This is a genomic window from Luteococcus sp. H101 (assembly GCF_038433155.1).
In the GTDB taxonomy this organism is placed as follows: Bacteria; Actinomycetota; Actinomycetes; order Propionibacteriales; family Propionibacteriaceae; genus Luteococcus.
This window is the reverse complement of the sequence record NZ_JBCDMW010000026.1, coordinates 1-17,822: the sequence shown is the minus strand read 5'-3', so window position 1 is coordinate 17,822 and position 17,822 is coordinate 1. Positions and strand designations below refer to the sequence as shown.

The 17,822-nt window shown below is 71.2% G+C and carries 18 protein-coding genes; 9 read left to right on the top strand and 9 right to left on the bottom strand.

The features are described from left to right. Positions 1–20: 20 nt before the first annotated feature. On the bottom strand, positions 21–1,973 hold the full coding sequence (locus AAEX60_RS11005; RefSeq protein WP_342103465.1) for an alpha/beta hydrolase family protein: 1,953 nt from the start codon (positions 1,971–1,973) through the stop codon (positions 21–23). Positions 1,974–2,111: 138 nt separating this feature from the next. On the opposite strand from AAEX60_RS11005, the gene AAEX60_RS11000 reads away from it, so the two are divergent. Further along, a complete protein-coding gene (locus tag AAEX60_RS11000; RefSeq protein WP_342103464.1) occupies positions 2,112–2,612 on the top strand; it encodes a DUF3145 domain-containing protein in 501 nt (166 codons plus the stop codon). A gap of 79 nt (positions 2,613–2,691) precedes the next feature. On the opposite strand, the gene AAEX60_RS10995 is transcribed toward AAEX60_RS11000, so the two are convergent. The 6 genes from AAEX60_RS10995 to AAEX60_RS10970 form a co-directional block, all read right to left on the bottom strand. Next, a complete protein-coding gene (locus tag AAEX60_RS10995) occupies positions 2,692–3,423 on the bottom strand; it encodes an aminoglycoside 3'-phosphotransferase (protein ID WP_342103462.1) in 732 nt (243 codons plus the stop codon). A 191-nt stretch (positions 3,424–3,614) separates the two neighbouring features. Further along, on the bottom strand, positions 3,615–4,871 hold the full coding sequence (locus AAEX60_RS10990) for a beta-ketoacyl-[acyl-carrier-protein] synthase family protein (RefSeq protein WP_342103460.1): 1,257 nt from the start codon (positions 4,869–4,871) through the stop codon (positions 3,615–3,617). Between the two features lie 112 nt (positions 4,872–4,983). Beyond that, positions 4,984–5,229, bottom strand: coding sequence for an acyl carrier protein (locus AAEX60_RS10985; RefSeq protein ID WP_446721312.1), 246 nt, complete (start codon positions 5,227–5,229; stop codon positions 4,984–4,986). Between the two features lie 91 nt (positions 5,230–5,320). Further along, a complete protein-coding gene (locus tag AAEX60_RS10980; protein WP_342103458.1) occupies positions 5,321–6,313 on the bottom strand; it encodes a beta-ketoacyl-ACP synthase III in 993 nt (330 codons plus the stop codon). Position 6,314: 1 nt separating this feature from the next. Next, positions 6,315–7,265: an ACP S-malonyltransferase gene (locus AAEX60_RS10975; RefSeq protein ID WP_342103457.1), complete on the bottom strand. Its 951-nt coding sequence runs from the start codon at positions 7,263–7,265 to the stop codon at positions 6,315–6,317. Between the two features lie 157 nt (positions 7,266–7,422). Then, positions 7,423–8,538, bottom strand: a complete 1,116-nt coding sequence (locus AAEX60_RS10970) for a PucR family transcriptional regulator (RefSeq protein ID WP_342103582.1) — start codon at positions 8,536–8,538, stop codon at positions 7,423–7,425. Between the two features lie 221 nt (positions 8,539–8,759). Between AAEX60_RS10970 and AAEX60_RS10965 the strand changes: the two genes are divergently transcribed. Continuing rightward, positions 8,760–9,818 carry a PHP domain-containing protein gene (locus tag AAEX60_RS10965; RefSeq protein ID WP_342103455.1) on the top strand — a complete coding sequence of 353 codons (1,059 nt, stop codon included), beginning with the start codon at positions 8,760–8,762 and terminating at the stop codon, positions 9,816–9,818. Positions 9,819–9,827: 9 nt separating this feature from the next. Here the strand turns inward: AAEX60_RS10965 and sepH are convergent, their stop codons facing one another. Beyond that, positions 9,828–11,294 carry a septation protein SepH gene (sepH, locus tag AAEX60_RS10960; RefSeq protein ID WP_342103454.1) on the bottom strand — a complete coding sequence of 489 codons (1,467 nt, stop codon included), beginning with the start codon at positions 11,292–11,294 and terminating at the stop codon, positions 9,828–9,830. Positions 11,295–11,424: 130 nt separating this feature from the next. On the opposite strand from sepH, the gene AAEX60_RS10955 reads away from it, so the two are divergent. From AAEX60_RS10955 to AAEX60_RS10945, 3 genes are all read left to right on the top strand, one after another. Further along, positions 11,425–12,495: a ferrochelatase gene (locus AAEX60_RS10955; protein WP_342103453.1), complete on the top strand. Its 1,071-nt coding sequence runs from the start codon at positions 11,425–11,427 to the stop codon at positions 12,493–12,495. Between the two features lie 23 nt (positions 12,496–12,518). Beyond that, positions 12,519–14,570: a prolyl oligopeptidase family serine peptidase gene (locus AAEX60_RS10950; RefSeq protein ID WP_342103451.1), complete on the top strand. Its 2,052-nt coding sequence runs from the start codon at positions 12,519–12,521 to the stop codon at positions 14,568–14,570. 216 nt (positions 14,571–14,786) lie between these two features. Further along, entirely contained in the window at positions 14,787–15,083 is a 297-nt protein-coding gene (locus AAEX60_RS10945) for a DUF4193 domain-containing protein (protein ID WP_342091483.1), read from the top strand. 97 nt (positions 15,084–15,180) lie between these two features. Here the strand turns inward: AAEX60_RS10945 and AAEX60_RS10940 are convergent, their stop codons facing one another. Next, positions 15,181–15,477 (bottom strand): DUF4235 domain-containing protein, encoded by a 297-nt coding sequence (locus AAEX60_RS10940; protein ID WP_342103450.1) that lies wholly within the window; start codon positions 15,475–15,477, stop codon positions 15,181–15,183. 115 nt (positions 15,478–15,592) lie between these two features. Here AAEX60_RS10940 and AAEX60_RS10935 point away from each other — a divergent pair, with 115 nt between their 5' ends. The 4 genes from AAEX60_RS10935 (at position 15,593) to AAEX60_RS10920 (ending at position 17,731) form a co-directional block, all read left to right on the top strand. Continuing rightward, positions 15,593–16,081, top strand: coding sequence for a DUF3093 domain-containing protein (locus AAEX60_RS10935; RefSeq protein WP_342103448.1), 489 nt, complete (start codon positions 15,593–15,595; stop codon positions 16,079–16,081). Continuing rightward, positions 16,078–16,542 (top strand): dUTP diphosphatase, encoded by a 465-nt coding sequence (gene dut, locus AAEX60_RS10930; RefSeq protein WP_446721311.1) that lies wholly within the window; start codon positions 16,078–16,080, stop codon positions 16,540–16,542. Before AAEX60_RS10935 ends, dut begins: the two co-directional genes overlap by 4 nt. Positions 16,543–16,652: 110 nt before the next feature. Continuing rightward, a complete protein-coding gene (locus AAEX60_RS10925) occupies positions 16,653–17,333 on the top strand; it encodes a DUF3710 domain-containing protein (protein ID WP_342103580.1) in 681 nt (226 codons plus the stop codon). Next, positions 17,330–17,731: an OB-fold nucleic acid binding domain-containing protein gene (locus tag AAEX60_RS10920; protein WP_342103446.1), complete on the top strand. Its 402-nt coding sequence runs from the start codon at positions 17,330–17,332 to the stop codon at positions 17,729–17,731. The genes AAEX60_RS10925 and AAEX60_RS10920 overlap by 4 nt, the downstream gene beginning before the upstream one ends. The last annotated feature ends 91 nt before the right edge of the window (positions 17,732–17,822 follow it).

Sequence of the window (17,822 nt, the reverse complement as noted above, 5' to 3'; positions counted from 1 at the left end):
GCCGTGGTCGGGTGAGGACCTCAGAGGTTCTCGATCTCCAACCTCGGCACCTCGTCGGCCGGGGTGAAGCCGAAGAGCTGGCTGAAGAAGCTGAGCTGGGCCTGGACCACCGCGCGTCGGGTGGCCTGCTTGCGGAAGCCATGCCCCTCACCCTCGAACATGATCAGCGCCACCGGCAGCTGCTTGTCCCGGACCGCATCCGCCATCGCCTCGGCCTGGTTGGGCGGCACCACCTTGTCCTCCAGACCCTGCAGGATCAGCATCGGGCTGGAGAGCCGGTCGACGTGGTGGATGGGGGAGCGCTCCAGATAGAGCTCCCGGGCCTCCGGGTAGGGGCCGACGATCCGGAAGGGGTAGCGGGACTCGAACTTGTGGGTGTCGGTCACCAGGGTCTCCAGGTCACCGATGCCATAGCGGCTGACCCCGGCCGCGAACACGTCGGAGCTGACCAGGGCCTGCAGGGTGGTGTAGCCGCCGGCCGATCCGCCCTGGATGATCACCCGCTTCGGGTCGGCCAGGCCACGCGCCACCACGGCCCGCACCGCGTCGACGCAGTCGTCGACGTCGGCCACGCCCCAGTTGCCGTACAGCCGGTTGCGGTAGTCCCGGCCGAAGCCGGCCGAGCCGGAGTAGTTCACGTCCAGCACGGCGAAACCGCGGGAGGTCCAGAACTGGAAGTCGGTGCGGTAGTTGCCGGGCGCCATCGCCGTCGGGCCGCCGTGGGTGTTGACGATCACCGGGGGCAGTTCGCCGTCCATCGGCCGGTGTCCCGGGTTGGTGGGCGGGTAGTACCAGGTGTGGGCGCGGCCGTGCTTCCCGTCGAACCAGAGGGGCTGTGGCACCGAGACCCAGGCCGGGTCCGGCGCCCGGTCCGCGGCGGGCTTGACGGTCTCCAGGGCTCCGGAGGCGACATCGATCCGCACCACCTCCGACTCCCGTTCGGCATGCCGGACGACGGCGAAGGCCCCCGCTGGCCCGGCGGCGATGGCGTCCACGTCGGCCAGCCGTTCCCCCAATTCCCGGTAGTCGCCGGTGCGGGCATCCAGCACGCCCAGCTGGGCCGCGCCATCGACGTAGGCGCGCAGCAGCAGGGTGTGGCCGTCCAGCAGGGCGTACTCGTCGCTGCCCAGCACCCACACCGGGCGGCAGAAGTCGGTCTCGCGGATCAGCAACTGGCGGATGCTGTCGCCATTCCAGGCCCACGGATTCCAGAAGCCGCTCTGGTCGCTGAGGAAGTACAGGCAGCCGTCGCCGCACCAGACCGGGTGGACGGCGCTGACGGCGTCGTCGCCGGCCACCTGCTGGGCCTCCATCACCGCGTCGCCCTGCAACTGGCCCACCATCAGCCGGGAGCCGTCCCACGGCATGTTGGGGTGGTCCCATTCCACCCAGGCCAGCCGGTCGTCGGCGCCGAGCGCGGGATGGACGTAGAAGTTGGCGCCGCGCACCAGCACGGTGCCGAAGTCCTCATTGCCGGAGTCCAGGTCCAGCGCGACGATGGTGGTCTCCGGCTCACCCTCGGTGTCCAGGGTCTCCTCCCGGTGGTCCTCCCGCACGGCAATCACCCGTCGCAGCTGGGGAGCCACCCGCAGGTCCCCGAAGCAGACCCGGGGGTCGGCCGGGGTGATCGCCCGGTCAGTGCCATGCTCGACGACGTGCACCGCGCGGTCCGCGTCATTGGTCCAGGCGACGATTCCGTCCCGCGCCTGCCAGGTGCCGCCGCCGTACTCCTGCACCCGGCCACGCACATTGCCCGGTGCGGGGGTGATCTCGGTGCGCTCGGCCTCGCCATCCTCGGCCGCGCGGTGGCGGACCAGGGTGCTGCGGCCGTCCTCCTCGGGCCGCGACTCCAGCCAGTAGACGTCCTGCCCGTCGACGCCGACCGCCGAGAGCCCCAACCCGGAGGCCAGCATTGCCTCGATCGTGACGGGGGAGGGCCAGCTGCCGCAGGGTGCATTCGTCGTCGAAGTCATGGGTCGAGCCTAGCCAACCCGGGCGCAGCACTTGGCTTGCGGGAGCCGGTGGGGCAGAATCGGGGCAGGCATTCACCACCCGCCAGTTTCCGAGTCTGCAGGGGAAGGCACGACTGGGGCCTTGGCAGGAGGACTGTGATGCTCGGCAACACCCGTGGGCTGCTCTTCGTCCACTCGACGCCGTCGGCGCTGTGCCCGCACATTGAATGGGCCGTCGAGGGCGTTCTTGGCGCGCCCGCGCACTTCGACTGGACCCGCCAGCCCGCCCAGCCCGGCACGCTGCGGGCCGAGCTCGCCTGGGGCGGCCCCGCCGGCACCGGAGCCCGGTTGGCCAGCGCCTTCCTGGCCTGGCAGCGGATCCGCTTCGAGGTCACCGAGGATGCCGGCCCGACGGGTGAGGGCAGCCGGTGGAGCTACACCCCGTCGCTGGGGATCTTCCACGCCGCCACCACCGTCAGCGGTGACATCACCGTGCCGGAGGAGCGGATCAAGCTGGCCATCGCCGAGGACGCCACCGGCGCCAAGCCGTTGCGCATTGCGCTCGACGACCTGCTGGGCACCCCGTGGGACGACGAGCTGGAGGTCTTCCGGCATGCCAGCGAGGACGCCCCGGTCCGCTGGTTGCACCGCGCCGGTTGAGGCCCGTCGACAGGCTCGGGGATCGGGGTTGGGTTCCTGCCCGACGTCACCACGATGGCCGCGCTGGTCGAGGCCCGAGTCAGCTGTCGCTCAGTGGCTCGGCTTCCCAGAGCCAGGTGTAGAAGGCCAATCGCTCCTCGTCGACGGGTAGTCCGTAGCCGGAGAGGAAGGCCTCGGCCCAGCCCTCGCCGAAGTTCCAGCCCAGGCTGAGGATGGCTGGTGCCAGATCGGCATGCCGGTCAGCGACTCCCAATTGCCCCAGATCCACGTAGCCGCAGCATTCCCCGGCCTCGTCCAGCAGGAAGTTCGGGTTGCAGGCGTCGCCGTGGCAGACCACCCGGTCTGCCGCGGGGATCTGCACCAGTCGTCGATCCCCGAGGGCAGCGAGCCGCTGCGCCACCGACCAGTTGAAGGGGCATTCGGTCACCGGAAGAGCATCGTGGAAACGGCGCAGCGCCCGCCCCAGCGCCGGCACCACCACCTCGGGACGGGCCACATTGCGCGGGCTGACCGCCGTTTCGCCCGGCAGGGCGGCAGTGGCCAGCAGCGACTCCTCGTCGGTGCTGGTGTAGGCAAGGACGGTCGGCACCGGCAGCCAGCGCTTCGCCCACTCCAGCCGAGCGGCCTCGGCCACCACGTCGAAGTCCGGGTGGGTGGGGCCGTGCTTCACGAACTCGCGGTCTGCCCCCTCGCCGATCTCCCAGGTGATACCGCCGATCCCGTTCACCCACACGGCGTGGGCCGGACCGTTCCAGGAGCGCACTAGCACGTCGTCGGGAATCCGATCCGGCTGGGTCTGCGGAATGCTCATTCCACCAACCTGCCACAGTCACTGTCGGTCAGCGCTCGGAACACCCCTCGACATGCTCGGGGATCGTGGTGACGTGGGCGCGGAGGTAACCACGATGGCCGAGCCTGTCGAGGCCGTCCCCTGGCTGAACGCACCCAGGCCGCGCCCGGAGAGTCTCCGGACGCGGCCTGGGCAGGGGTGGGTAGAGGCCCTCAGCGGCTCTGGTTCTGGTTGGTCACCGCGATGGCGACATTGTGGCCGCCGAAGCCGAAGGAATTGTTCAGGGCGGCCAGGTCACCGTCGGGCAGCTCGCGGGTGCTGGTGGCGATCTCCACCGGCAGGCCCGGCTCCAGGTTCTCGATGTTGATGGTGCCCGGGACGGTGCGGGTGTTGAGCGCCATCACCGTCGCGAAGGTCTCGATGGCGCCGGCGCCACCCAACAGGTGCCCGGTCATCGACTTGGTGGAGGTCACGATCACGTCGTCGGCGGCCTCGCCCAGGGCGGTGCGGATGGAATTGGCCTCGGTGACGTCACCCTTGGGGGTGGACGTGCCGTGGGCATTGACGTGCTTGATGTCGCTGGGCTGCAGGCCGGACTCCTTGAGCGCGCGGACCATGGCGGCGGCCTGGCCGCGGCCGTCGGGGTCGGGCTCCACGATGTCGTGGTTGTCGGCGCTGATGCCGGCACCGGCCAGGGTGCCGTAGATCGTGGCGCCACGGGCCTGGGCGTGCTCCAGCCTCTCCAGCACCATGCAGACCGAACCCTCGCCCATCACGAAACCATTGCGGCCGGTGTCCCACGGGCGGGAAGCAGTCTCCGGGGAGTCATTGCGCCGGCTCAACGCCTGCATCTGCGCGAAGGCGTTGATCGGCAGCGGGTGGATCACGGCCTCGGTGCCGCCGGCCAGCACCACGTCGGCGCGGCCCAGGCGGATCATGTCGATGGCCAGGCTGATCGCCTCATTGGAGGAAGCGCAGGCGCTGACCGGGGTGTGGATACCCGCGCGGGCATTCACGTTCAGGCCCAGGTTGGCCGCCGGGGCATTGCTGATCAGCATCGGGATGGTGAACGGGCTGACCCGACGCAGCCCCTTCTCCTTCTGGATGTCCCACTGGTCCAGCAGGGAGTTCAGGCCGCCGATTCCGGAGGCGACGCTGACGCCGATCCGGTCCTCGTCCAGGCCCTCGTTCTTGCCCCCGAAGACGAAGCCGGCATCCTCCCAGGCCTCCCGGCCGCTGACCAGCGCCATCTGGGTGGAGCGGTCCAGGCGACGGGCCTGCACCCGGTCCAGGTGGCTGGCCGGGTCACCGGCGGCCTCGGCGGCAAAGGTGACGGGCAGCTCGGCCGCCCAGGGCTGGGTGAGGGTGTGGGCTCCGCTGACCCCGTCGAGCATCGCCTGCCAGGTGGCGGGGGCGGTCTCGCCGAGCGGGGTGTAGGCGCCGAAACCGGTGACGACAACGGTGGTCATGGGATTCTCCAAGGATTGTGCTGGTGACAGGGTGAGGGTGGACGGGGCGGGCCGGCGGCTGGCCGGCCCGCGCCCTCCACGTCGTGCTCAGACTCAGTTCAGGAACTGGGGCTCAGGCCTGGGCGCGCTCGATGAAGGCCACGGCGTCGCCGACGGTCTTCAGGTTCTTGGCGTCCTCGTCGGGGATGGACACGCCGAACTTCTCCTCGCAGGCGTAGATGATCTCCACCATGCTCAGGGAGTCGACGTCGAGGTCCTCGGTGAAGGACTTGTCGAGCTGGACGTCCTCGACGCCGACGCCGGCGACGTCGTTGACGATCTCGGCAAGGTCGGTGCGGATCTCTTCGGTGCTGGCCATGATGGCCTCCTTTTCTGTGTGGGTGTTGCGGTGCTGTACGACGGTCACCGGGCGGCGGCCGCCGAGATTGTGGGTGGTCCCGGCCGGCAGGTCAGGGCAGGCGGACAACCTGGCCGGCAAAGGTCAGTCCCGCGCCGAAGCCGATCAGCAGCGCGGTCTGGCCGCGGTGGGCCTCGCCGGACTGCAGGACGGCGTCCAGAGCCAGGGGCACGGAGGCCGCCGACGAGTTGCCCATCTGGGCAATGTCGCGCGCAACGACAATGTCCTTCGGCAGCTTGAGGTGGCGCAGCATGGAATCGGTGATCCGGTTGTTGGCCTGGTGCGGGATGAAGACCTCCAGGTCCTCGGCCTGCAGCCCCGCGGCCCGCAGGGTCTCCCGGGTCTTGTCCGCAATGAAGGTGGTGGCCCAGCGGAAGACCTTGGTGCCGTCCATCCGGATGAAGGGGTGTTGCTGGTCGGCCGGCAGGCTGCGCCAGCTGTCGATGGTCAGCACGTCGGCCTGCTGCGGGTCCGAGCCCCACACCGTCGGGCCGATCGCCGGCTCGTCGGAGGGGCCGACCACCACAGCGCCGGCACCGTCGCTGAACAGGAAGGCGGTGCCGCGGTCGGCGTGGTCCAGGGTCTCGCTGAGCTTCTCCACGCCCACCACCAGCACGTGGGTGGCCGATCCGGTGCGGATCAGCGAGTCGGCCAGGGTGAGGCCGTAGCAGAAGCCGGCGCAGGCCGCGGAGATGTCGAAGATGGCGGGGGACGCGCACCCCAGGTCGGCGGCGACATAGGAGGCCAGGGAGGGCATCTGCTGGGAATTGCTCACCGTCGCCAGGATCAGCGCGTCGATCTGGGTGATGTCCAATCCGCTGCGCTCCACCGCCTGCCGGCAGGCGGCGACGGCCATCGAGCGCGGCGTCTCCTCGTCGGTGGCCCAGTGCCGCTGGGCGATCCCAGTGCGCTGCTGGATCCACTCGTCGGAGGAGTCGATCATGGTGCACATCTCGGCGTTGTCCACCACGCGGGAGCCGCGGAAGGCGCCGGTGCTCATCAGGCGGGCGTAGTGCGCGCCGTGGGAGACCTGGATGGTGGCCATCTCAGCTGCCCTGCTCACTGGCCGCGGCGCGGGCATGGGTGTCGACGAAGGCGCGGGCCTCGTCCAGCTGGTCCGGGGTGTTCAGGTTGAACAACTCGACGCCCTTGAGGTTGCGCTTGGCGATCCCGGTCAGCGTGCCGGCCGGGGTCAGCTCCAGCAGCCCGGTCACACCCTGGGCGGCCATGGTCTCCAGGCACAGGTCCCAGCGCACCGGGTTGGCCACCTGGGCCACCAGCCGGTCCAGGTAGTCCCGGCCGGAGGTGACGGCCTGGCCGTCACGGTTGCTGAGCAGGGCGACGGCGGCGTCCTTCGGCTGGAGGCCGGCGGCCACGGCACGCAGCGTCTCGACGGCGGGCTCCATGTGCACGGTGTGGAAGGCACCCGCGACGCTCAACGGGAAGAGCCGGGCCCGGGCCGGCGGGTTCTCGGCGAAGGCCGCCAGCTGCTCGACGGTGCCGGCGGCGACGATCTGGCCGGAGCCGTTGTTGTTGGCCGGGGTGAGCCCGGTGGTCTCGATGGCGGCCAGCACCTCGTCGGCCTTGCCGCCGAGCACGGCGGTCATCGACGTGGGGCGGACCGCAGAGGCCTTCGCCATGGCGCGGCCGCGCTCGCGCACCAGCAGCATGGCATCGCCCTCGGAGAGCACGCGGGCGATGGCTGCGGCCGCCAACTCACCGACGCTGTGCCCGGCCACCAGACCGACGCGGGCTTCCTCGCCCTGATCGCCGAGCAGTTCGGCGGCCGTCGCGATTGCCGAGGCGACCAGCAGGGGCTGCGCGACGGCGGTGTCCTTGATGGTCTCGGCGTCGGCGGTGGTGCCGAGGCCGGCCAGGTCGAGTTCGCTCACCTGGCCCAGATGGGCCAGGCGCTGCGCGAAACTGTCGAGCTCCAGCCAGGGGGCGAGGAATCCGGGGGTCTGGGCGCCTTGTCCCGGCGCGACGATTGCAAGCACGTCTCCACTGTGTCGTGTCCGACGGCCCGGCGCGGCTGGTGACACCACGAAATCACCCCGGGAGGCGTTGTGGGGTTCCGACAATCCCCGCGGGAATCCCCGCGACTGCCGACGCGCGGACTTGTGGAAGATGCTGAATCACACCGCTGAGATGGGCTCAGCGGGCGGTGGCCTGCAGTCGTCCCAACGTGATGGCCAGCCGCAGCACATAGGCGTCGCGGGCGTCGTTGGGGGAGTAGCCGGTGACGTCCTGGATCCGCTTGATCCGGTAACGCACGGTGTTGGCGTGCACGAACAGGTCCCGGGCGGTGGCCTCCACGGAGCAGGCATGGTCCAGGAAGCTGACGCAGGTCTCCAGCAGGTCCCCGCCGGCCGCGCCAAGTGGTTCGAAGACCTCTTTGGCCAGGGCCCGACGGGCGTGGCCGTCGCCCGCCAGCACCCTTTCCGGCAGCAGCTCCGACGACGGCAGGGCACGCGCTCCCTCCGGCCAGGCGTCGGAGGCGCGCAGGCCGCTGACCGCGGCCCGGGCAGAGCGGGGGGCGTCCACCAGGTCATCCACCAGTGGACCGATCACCACGTGCCCCTCACCGAAGAACTCACCCATGGCCTCCACCACGGCGATCGCACTGGCCTCGTCGGTGATCGACTCCCCGCTGGCCACCATCACCAGCCGGTCGCCCTGCACCGCGGTGAGGACGTCGAGCTTCATCTTGATGGCCTGCCGACGAAGGCCCGCGGTGGCGTCGTCGCCCTGCTCGTGCACATGCCCGACGGCCACGAAGACCTTGTTGCCGGAGTGCCAGCCCAGCGTGGAGGCGCGGGAGACCATTGCCTCGTCGGCCTCGGCGCGGATGATGGCATCCACCACCAGGGCCTCCATCCGGGCATCCCAGGCGCCCCGCACCTCCGCGGCCCGGGCGTAGACCTCGGCCGCGGCGAAGGCCACCTCGCGGGAGTAGTGCACGATTGCGGTCTGCAGGATGGCCCGGTCCCCGCGCGGGGCCAGGTGCTGCACCTGCTCCTCGACGACGGTGATGGTGGTGCGCATCAGGTCCACCGTCTGGTGCAGGGTGATGTTGCGGGTCAGGGCGCGCGGGGCGGCGGCGAAGACATTGGCCGGGTCGAAGGCGACGTCGGGATCATCGGCCACCCACTGCACGAAGCCGTCGATGCCGCCCCGGGCCACCACGCTGATCCAGGAGCGGTGTTCCGCGTCCAGCTCCCCGAACCAGGGATGTCGCTCATCCATCGCGGTCAGGGTGGCCGTGGTCATCTTGCCCGTCGTGGCGGCCAGCCGGGTGACCAGCGCCTTGCGTGCCCGGTCCGACGGCACCAGGGCGCGGCCGGTGCCCGGGGCGGGAGCCGCCGGGGCGGCGCTCGGCGCGGACTCCGGGTCTGGGCTGGCTGTGGCCTTGCGAGGTGGCATCGTCGTCCTTTCCGTGCAGGAGAGCCTACTGGCCCGGGACCGCGGGCCGGGGCCGCTAGGGTGGCCCCGTGGCCAGCCCTCCCGTCGATCCCGTGGACCCGACCGTACCCGCCCCCGCCCAGGCGCTGCGCGAGATCGGCTTCTGGCTGGAACGAGAACGAGCCGACAGCTACCGGGTCAAGGCCTACCGCGGCGCGGCCGACGCGCTGGACGCCCTGCCCACGGAGGACCTGGCCGCCCTGCAGGAGGCTGACGCCTGGGCGGACGTGCCGGGCCTGGGCCGCAGCACCGTCGCCGTGATCCGGGAGTCCCTGGCCGGCCGGCTGCCGCAGCGGTTGGCGGAGCTGCGCCGCGCGGGGGCCCGCCCGCTGGCCGACTCCGGCCTGCGCCACCTGGTCCGGGGAGACCTGCACTGCCACACCACCTGGTCCGACGGCGGTTCGCCTTTGGCCGAGATGGCCGTCACCGCCGAGCGGCTGGGGCACGACTATCTGGCGATCACCGACCACTCGCCCCGGCTCAGGGTGGCGCACGGGTTGGACGCCGAGCGGCTGGCCGCCCAGTGGCGGGAGATCGATCGGGTTCAGGCCGCCCTGGCGGAGCGGGGCAGCCGCCTGCGGCTGTTGAAGGGGATCGAGGTGGACATCTTGGACGACGGCTCCTTGGACCAGTCGGAGCAGATGCTGGCGGGGCTGGACGTCGTGGTTGCCTCCGTGCACTCCAAACTGCGCGGGGACCGGGACTTCATGACCCGACGGTTGGTGGCCGCCGTCGCCAACCCACACACCACCGTGCTGGGCCACTGCACCGGCCGGCTGGTGGAGGGGTCCCGGGGCACCCGTCCGCCGTCGGACTTCGACGCGGAGGTGGTCTTCGAGGCCTGCCGCCAGTTCGACGTCGCCGTGGAGATCAATTCCCGGCCCGAGCGGCAGGATCCGCCGGACCCCCTGCTGGCCCTGGCCCGGGACATCGGGTGCCGGTTCAGCATCGACACCGACGCGCATGCGCCCGGCCAGCTGGACTTCCTGGCGCTGGGTTGTGCCCGCGCCGAAGCGGCGGGGATCTCCCCCGAACGGATCATCACCACCTGGCCGGTGGACGAACTACTGGCCTTCGCGGCGCGGTAGGAGAGCCCGTCAATCCTTCTTCGGGGGCACCGGCCCGCCGAACATGATCTCGTCCCAGCTGGGAATGGAGGCCCGCTTCTTGCGGGGGCGCGGCTTGGGCCTGGGCTTGGGGGCCGGCTCGCTCTGCTCCGGGGCCTCCACCAGGGCGTCCTGCTCGGGTTCCGCGGGGGCCTCGACCGGCTCCGCCGCCGGGTCGGCGTCCTCGTCGGCAGGCACGCCTCGGTCCCCGAGCTTGTCGAGGGGCTCTTCCGGGGCCACGGAATCGTCGGGCTCCGCGGGGGCCTCGTCGGCCGGCAGCTGCACCTCGACGGTGTTCTCGTCGGGCTCTGGCTGGGCCACCTCCACCACCACGGGGGCGGCGGGGACCGCCACCGGGGCCTGGTCGGGCAGCGCGATCAAGGCCGAGTGCTCGGCCTGCTCATCCTCCGCCTCTCCCGGTTCCGAGGCCTCGACGGGCTCGGTCGCCATGCTGGCAGAGGCCTCGACAGGCTCGGCCTCCGTGGTCGCTTCGTCGCCGACAGGCTCGGCTGCCGTCGCTTCCTCGGGCCGGTCGGCATTCCCGAGCACGTCCAGGGATTCCTCAGGGGCTTCGGGCTCGTCGGTGGGCTCGGCCGCCGGGGTCACGTCCTTGGTCAGGTCCTCGGTGGGCTCGGGAATCACCGGATTGGCCAGCCCGGCGTAGATGTTGACCGAGTCCTCGGCGAAGGAGCTCAGCATCTCGTAGAGCACGTCCATCTCGCTGCTGTTCTGGGGCACCAGGTCATAGACGCCATCCACCTCCTCCAGCTCGGCCGGGGAGTAGTCCTGCGGCTCCTCGTCGTCGTCCTCGACGGGCTCAGGCATCGCGACCGGCTCGGCCGGTGTGGGTTGGCCCTGCTCGGGGGTGGGCTCGGTGACGGTGGATGCAGGCTCGGTGACGGTGGGGGCGGTGACCGCCGCCTCGCCCTGCGCGGCGCGGAGCACCGCGAGCTCGTCCTGCAGGTCGATGGTCGGCTCGGCGTCGGCCGGATCCATCCGGACACTGGGGGCGGTGACGGGCCGCGGCGCGGGGGCCGCGGTGACCTCGCCGATCAGCTCGCGCGCGGCGTCATTCGCGGCGACGCTGAACCGGGCGCGCTGGTCAAAGATGAACCGGGCCTCTCGGCCCTGGCCGTCGGCCTGCCACCGGCCCACCACGGTCCACTTGCGGTCCTCATTGCGCCAGGCGTCCCACTCCACGTCGTCGACGTCGGTGTGGGCGGCGGCCAGCTTCTCCGCCACGACGGCCCGCATGGCGCGCACCGATCCGGTCTCACCCCGGCGGCGCACCGGGCACTGCAATGCGCTGCCGGCGACGTGTTCCCGTTCGGCCAGGACCGGCGCGGCGAAGGCCTCCACCCGCTCGGCGGGCATGCCGCTCTCCCGCACCACGTCCTCCAGCGACGCTCCCGACCGGATCCGGGTCTGGATGTCACGAGGGGTGAGGGCGCTTGTCATGTCTTCTCCAGGGGCTGATGGCAACTATGCTGCACTCTTCAATCTACCGTGCCGCAAGGCTTGATGCCGCACCCCTTGGCAGCTGCGAGCCCACTTGGGCCAATGGATCAGGTCTGCAAGGATCGCCGTCATGACCTCCAACATCGTCGACGTCCCCAGTCTCGAACCCTATGACGCCATCCTGCTGGTCTCCTTCGGTGGGCCGGAGAAGCCCGACGAGGTGGTCGACTTCCTGGAAGTGGTGACCGCCGGTTCCGGGATCCCGCGTTCCCGGCTGGCGACCGTGGGGGAGCACTACTTCCTTTTTGGCGGCAAGAGCCCGATCAATGACCAGAACAAGGCGCTGATGGCGGCGCTGACGGACGAGCTGACCGCCCGCGGCGTGCGGGTGCCGATCTACTGGGGCAACCGCAACTGGCATCCCTTCATCACCGAGGCGGTGCAGGAGCTGAAGGCCGCGGAACACCGCCGGGTGCTGATGCTCACCACCAGCGCCTACCCCTCCTACGCCGGCTGCCGTTCCTACCGGGAAGCCGTGGCCGGGGCGCTGGCCGAGCAGGGCGACGGGCTGCAGGTGGACCGGATCGGAAACTACGGGCTGGACGAGGGTTTCGTCGCGGCCAATGCCCAGGCCCTGCGGGCCGCGCTGACCGAGCTGCCCGGAGCCCGGGTGGTCTTCGTGACTCACTCCATCCCCACCGCGATGGACCAGGAATCGGGCAATGACGTGCTGGGCCGGGGCGCCTACACCAGCTGGCACCGGGAGGTGGCGCAGCGCGTCTTCGACGCCCAGCAGCTGGGAGACCAGGACTTCGACCTGGTCTACTGCTCCCGCTCGGGGCGGCCGGGTCAGCCCTGGGTGGAGCCCGACGTCAACGACCACCTGGCGGAACTGCGGGCCCGGGGGATCGACCGGGTGGTGCTGGCCCCGATCGGCTTCATCTCCGACCACATGGAGGTGGTCTATGACCTGGACACCCAGGCGCGGGAGACCTGCCGGGAGCTCGGGATCCAGCTGGTGCGCTCCGCCACCGCCGGGGTGGCCCCGGCCTTCGTCGCCGCCCTGGCCGACCGGCTGCTGGAGCGTGCCGCTCAGGCCCGACGCGGGAGCGATGGTGGCAGGCTGGGCTGTGACCGGGGGTGCGGTGGCGAGGGCTGCTGCCCCAATGCCAAGGACCCGGACACCCCCGCGATCGCCTGACCGACCACAAGGAGCCCCCAACGATGAGCACCAAGAAGTCGCAGGCCGCCGCATCGCCCTGGCAGGACCTGGATGCCTACATCGCCCAGCCCAGGCTGGTGAGCTTGGAGCTCAGTCCCGACGGGGACTGGCTGTTGGCCGGAATCCAGAGCCTGAACCAGGACCGGACCGCGTTCGTGACGGCCCTGTGGCGGATCGATCCGGCAGGGCTGGCAGCGCCGCACCGGTTGACCCGTGGGGTGGAGGGGGAGACCGCGGCGGCGATCCTGCGGGACGGCTCGGTGATCTTCACCTCGGACCGCACCCTGCCCCGGGCCGACGCCGAGCGGGAGGACCCGGGCAAGCGGGACAAGGCGCTGTGGTGCCTGCCGGCGCGGGGCGGCGAGGCGCATGTGCTGGCCCGTCGCGAGGGCGGCTGGCTGGCCGTGCAGGCCGCCCGACGCGCCGACCGGCTGGTGTGCACCGTCGGGATGCGGGCGGGGCTGGACGCCGCGCAGGACCGGGAGCTGCGCACCCGACGCAGCAGGACGAAGGTGGCGGCGATCCTGCACGAGGGCGGCGGCGTGCGCCACTGGGACCATGACCTGACCAGCGACACCGTCCGCTTCCTGGCCGCCGAGCTGCCCGCCGGCCAGGAGCCCAGCCTCACCGACGCCGACCTGCGGCCGGTCACCGCCGATCTGGGGCCGGAGCTCACCAGCCAGTCCGTGCTGGCGCCCGGCGGCGGCTTCCTGGTGGTGCAGCGGGACCGACGGCTGCCGCACGGCCAGCGTCGCGCAGACCTGGCCCGGATCGACGTCGAGACGGGGGAACTGACCGAGCTGGTCACCAGCCCGGAGGAGGACCACCACAGCCCGGTGCTCAGCGACGACGAACGCTGGCTGGCCTGCATCCGGCGGGTGCCCGGCACCCCGGAGGAGACCTTCCACCACGTCCTGCACCTGGTTGACCTGGCCGACGGGAGCCACCGGGACCTGGCGGCGGACTGGCCACGCTGGGCAAGCCCGGTGGCCTTCAGCCCGGACGCCGCCACCCTTTATGTCACCGCCGACGAGGACGGCGAGTGCCCGGTCTTCGCCGTGGCGGTGGCCACGGGTGAGGTGCGGCGGCTGACCGGTCACGGCGCCCACAGCCAGGTGCGGTTGGCGCCCGACGGGTCCGCCTTGTACGCCCTGCGGTCCGCCTGGGACGAGCCGCCGGTGATCGTGCGGATCGACCCGGCCACCGGCGACAGCACCGTCGTGCACACCACCCAGCCGGAGCTGGCGCTGCCCGGGCGGCTGGAGCGGGTGGAGACCACCGCCCCCGACGGCACCCGGATCCGTGCCTGGCTGGCCCTGCCGCACGAGGCCAGCGCCGCCAGCCCGGTGCCGCTGGTGCTGTGGGTGCACGGCGGGCCGGTGAGCTCGTGGAATGCCTGGAGCTGGCGCTGGTGCCCGTGGTTGCTGGTGAGCACCGGCCGGGCCGTGCTGCTGCCCGACCCGGCGTTGAGCACCGGCTACGGCCGCCAGATGGTGCAGCGCGGCTGGGGCAACTGGGGGCCGGCGACCCTGACCGACGTCGAGGCGATCACCGATGCCGTCGAGGCCCGTCCGGACATCCGCCAGGACCGCACCGCCATGATGGGCGGCTCCTTCGGCGGCTACATGGCCAACTGGATCGCCGGGCACACCAACCGCTTCCGGTGCATCGTCAGCCACGCCAGCCTGTGGAACCTGGCCAGCTTCGGCCCCACCACCGACGCCCCCTGGTTCTGGGAGCAGGAGATGAGCCCGGCGATGATGGCCGCCAATTCGCCGCACCAGTTCGCCGATCGGATCACCACGCCGATGCTGGTGATCCATGGGGACAAGGACTACCGGGTGCCGATCGGGGAGGGCCTGGCGCTGTGGTGGGCGCTGGTCAGCGGGCACGCCGGCCCGCCCGAGACCCTGCCGCACAAATTCCTCTACTTCCCCGACGAGAACCACTGGATCCTCACCCCACAGCACGCCGTGGTCTGGTACCAGACCGTGCAGGCCTTCCTCGCCACCCACCTGGACGGCGTCGACTGGCAGCGTCCGGACCGGCTGTGACGGCCGGCCAACACCACCCCGACGGGCTGATTCTGACCACTGGGAAGGATTGAGGGCCCCCGCATCGCCCACGGGACCGGACGGTGTGATACACATGTGCCTGCCGTTGAGCAGCCCCAACCCCACCCGCGGGAACAAAGTCGCCCTTTCGAGGCGTTGTGGGATGCACATCGCAGACATGGCAGGGCCCGCGAGGGTCATTCAGGGAAGGAAGACATGGCGACCGATTACGATGCCCCTCGCAAGACCGACGAGGAGATGAGCGAAGACTCCATTGAGGAGCTCAAGACTCGTCGCAATGACAAGAACTCGGGCAAGGTCGACGAGGACGAGGTGGAGGCCGCGGAGGCCTTCGAGCTGCCCGGCGCCGATCTCTCCCACGAGGAACTCACGGTCCGCGTCCTGCCCCGGCAGGCCGACGAGTTCACTTGCGGCTCCTGCTTCCTGGTGAAGGCCGCCAGTCAGCGTGCCGAGACCCGCAAGGGCATCGACTACTGCGTCGACTGCGTTTGAGTCCAGCGGAACCCCACGGCACGTCGAAGGGGCTGCATCCATCCGTGGATGCAGCCCCTTCGTGCTGTCTGGGTGTGCCGGCCGGGGCCGGGGGACCTCAGAGCTTGATCTTGAGGTTCCCGGTCTTGTCCAGGTGCTCCCCGGTGACCTCCTCGAACCGGCGGCCGACGAAACGGTTCAGCGCCAGCTGGGAGACGCCCAGGCCGAGCCCGCTGGCCAGCGCCCAGATCGCGGCCTGGGTGGGCGGCACGTCGGGGTCATTGGGGTCGGGCGGGGTGTCGCCGGTGGCGACCTTCCAGGCGGCGCTGATCAGCTTCTGGGTGACGACGGTGGTGACCGCGCCCAGGACGCCGGCATAGATCTTGAAACCAATGTTCTGGCTCGTGCTGGCCATCGGTTCTCCTCACGGTGGGTGGCTACGCCGTCCATGGTAGGCAGCCGGCCCGGTCAATTGCCCCGGTCCGGCACCACTTTCGCCCTTGGCGCAGCGCCCGGGTAGGTTGGGCGGCATGTCCAAGGGCCCCAGCCAGACCAGCTACCACGAACGCCTGACCATCCCGATCAGCTGGTGGTTGCTCACCCTGGGCTTCGCCAGCACCCTGGTGGTGGCCGTGGGCGCCTACCTCAACCTGCAGTTCGGTGCGGCCGTCGCCGTCCTGTGCCTGCTGGTGATCGGGATCGCCTTCTGGAGCTATGGCCACGTGGTGGTGGCCGCCGACGCCTCCGGGCTACGGGCCGGCAGCTCCCGGATCGAGTGGCCCTGGGTTGCCGACGTCGAGGTGCTGGATGCCGCGCAGGTGCGCCAGTCGATGGGCCCGGGCTCGCTGGCCTCCGGCTGGTTCCTCACCCGCCCCTATGTGAAGGGCGCGGTGCGGGTCACGCTGGACGACCCGGCCGATCCCCATCCCTTCTGGCTGGTCAGCGCCCGGCACCCGGAACGGCTGGCAGCCGTGGCCCGCCAGCACCTGATGACCGAGGCCGGGGAGCCGGGACGGTGACCGGCCTGGCCGAGCTGCGGGTGCAGCGCCTTGACCCGGGGCTGCCGCTGCCCTCCCGCGCCCACCCCGACGACGCGGGGATCGACCTGATGGCCAGCAGTGACGTGGTGCTGGAACCGGGGGAGCGGACGCTGGTGGGCACGGGGATCGCCGTCGCCATCCCCACCGGCTATGCCGGTTTCGTCCACCCCCGCTCTGGACTGGCCGCCCGCAGCGGCCTGACCATCGTCAACGCCCCCGGGACGGTGGACGCCGGCTACCGCGGTGAGGTGAAGGTCTGCCTGCTGAACACCGATGCCAGCCGGCCCGTGCGGCTGGTCCGGGGGGACCGGATCGCCCAGCTGGTGGTGCAGGCCGTCGAACTGCCCGTCGTGGTGGAGGCCGACGCCCTGGACCAGACCGCCCGGGGCGCCAGTGGCCACGGGTCCAGCGGCGGTGTCGCCGACTGGCGGGCAGGATAGGATCGAACAGGTTGCCGCGACGAGAGCCGTCGTGGCCTGCTGGAGGGATTTTCCACGTGAGCGAGAACGACGCGGTTGACCAGAACGAACAGGTCGAGGAGCAGGTCCAGATGGAGACCGTCAACCCCGACGACCCGCGCTGGGCGGAGCTGGACGAGAAGCAGGACTGGCGCGAGGACGGGCCCTTCGACTTCGACGAGGTGGACCTGGACGCCGACGAGGTGGACCGGCTTGACTTCGGCACCCTGATCATGACCCCCTTCGACGAGATGAACCTGCAGCTCCAGGTGGACGAGGACACCCAGCAGGTGCAGGCGGCGCTGGTGATGCACGGCGAGTCCGCGCTGGAGGTTGCCGTCTTCGGTGCCCCCGCCAGCACCTCGATGGCCGCCGACATCCGGCGGGACATGGTGGAGGTCACCACCCAGCAGGGCGGCGACGTGCAGCTGGCCGAGGGCCCCTTCGGCACCGAGATCCGCCGCGTGATCCCGCTGCAGAACGAGGAGGGGGAGACCATGTACCACGTCTCCCGCACCTGGTTCGCGCAGGGCCCGCGCTGGCTGCTGCGCGGCGTGCTGATGGGTGAGGCCGGCATGACCGAGGGCGTCGACGGCCCCTCGGCCGTGCTGTACGAGTTCTTCTGCAACCTGGTGGTGCGCCGCGACGACAGCCCGCGCGTGCCCGGCGACCTGATCCCGATGACCATCCCCGCCGAGTTGCTGGCACAGGCTCCCGATGAGCTGCAGCAGGCGCAGGCGGAGGCCCAGGGCCAGCCGCCCGTCGCCGAATGATGACGCCCACCACCCCACACACGGCCGGACGCCCCCCGCGGGGGCTGTTCGGCCGTGTGCTGCGTCGCTTCACCACCTCCGAGGCGGAGCTGCGCGACGAGACCCTGCGCACCGAGTCCACCGCCGCCGGCTGCCTGCCGATTGGGGAGGCGCCGCTGCGTCGGCCAGTCAAGCTGCGGGGCAGCATCAGCGTCGTGACCCTCAACCCGCGCGGGGTCAACAGGTGGCTGGAGGGCGTGCTCAGCGATGGCAGCGGTGAGGTCACCCTGATCTGGATGGGACGACGGGTGGTGCGCGGGATCGACGCCGGCCGCAAACTCCAGGTGGAGGGCGTGATCACCCTGTTCGAGGGCCGCCCCACCATCTACAACCCGAAGTACAGCCTGCTGCCCGACTGACAGGGGGGGGGGGGGGGGGGGGGGGGGGGGGGGGGGGGGGGGGGGGGGGGGGGGGGGGGGGAGGGGGGGGGGGGGGGGGGGGGGGGGGGGG